Origin of the sequence: Streptococcus pluranimalium (assembly GCF_047785705.1) — a bacterium.
Lineage (GTDB): Bacteria > Bacillota > Bacilli > Lactobacillales > Streptococcaceae > Streptococcus > Streptococcus pluranimalium_A.
The window spans coordinates 1-1,148 of the sequence record NZ_JBLOJV010000089.1 but is presented as its reverse complement, the minus strand read 5'-3'; the positions used below and the strand labels follow the sequence as shown (position 1 = coordinate 1,148).

At 43.0% G+C, this 1,148-nt stretch carries 1 protein-coding gene; it reads right to left on the bottom strand.

Features of this window, described 5'->3' with window-relative positions; genetic code table 11:
* Window positions 1-202: 202 nt before the first annotated feature.
* On the bottom strand, window positions 203-1,148 hold a 946-nt coding region (locus ACMZ6Z_RS09415), incomplete at its 5' end, for an LPXTG cell wall anchor domain-containing protein (protein WP_416132268.1).

The window sequence follows — 1,148 nt, the reverse complement described above, 5'->3', positions numbered from 1 at the left end:
TCTTTAATGCAAAAAGCAACGGCATCAAAACCGTTGCTTTTTTGGTTGTGTGAGAAGGACTTTTGTCTCAGACTCGGTGTTAGCTTTTCAACCCACTACAGTTGACAAAGAGCCGTATATATGGGGTATTTTAATATATTGTATATCACTTAATAAGAAACCAAGTACTTATAATCTTGATTTAAATCTACAGATTATACAATTATTCTTTATTTCTTTTCTTATTAACGACTGTTAAACCCAATGTACCAGATGCTAATGTCATCCAAATTGATAGCATAGTAAATGGAAGTTGCTCATGAGAACCGGTTTCAGGAAGGCGTTTATTGATAACTGCATTTGAGACTGTCTCTTGATTCACAATAGATTTCGGATTACTCAAGACAGTTGAAACAGTAGATAAGGGAATAAAGGAGTCTTTATCAGCAATTTTACCAAGTGGGCTAGATTCTGGAGTTGCTATTGGTGTTCTGCTTGTGTTTCTATCTGACGTTATGCCTGCGCTTCCTTTCAAACTGCTGGCAGCATTGCCATTTGAGCCTACCGAATCGGTTTCGCCTCTTGGGTCTTGGTGATCTGTGTCACCTTTTGGTCCCTGCGCCCCGGTGTCTCCTTTCGGGCCTTGCGCCCCGGTGTCTCCTTTTGGGCCTTGCGCTCCGGTGTCTCCTTTTGGTCCTTGCGCTCCGGTGTCTCCTTTTGGTCCTTGCGCTCCGGTGTCTCCTTTTGGTCCTTGCGCTCCGGTGTCTCCTTTTGGTCCTTGCGCTCCAGTAGCACCTGCTTTTCCGTCACGAATGATTTCGCTTGTAATGATGTCATCAATACCTGGTGTAAATTTACCATCACGATTTACATCGTAATAGAACGTTACAATGGTTAATTTACTTTGTTCAATACGTAATGTATCCACGCCAACTGGTAGTGCATCTTGACCTGGTTTCCCATTTTGTACGGTAATGGTACTAATGGTTGGTTCATTTGAATCTTGCACATCATTTTGGTTGTCGTCGTAATAGAAATGAACGATAGTTTGATTTCCTTCTTTTACAACATTTAACTTTGGTGTTTTACCATCTTGGCCTACTGGGCCTGTGTCTCCGCGGTCGCCTTTTGCCCCGTCTTGACCGGCTGGACCTTGTTCGCCTGGCTCA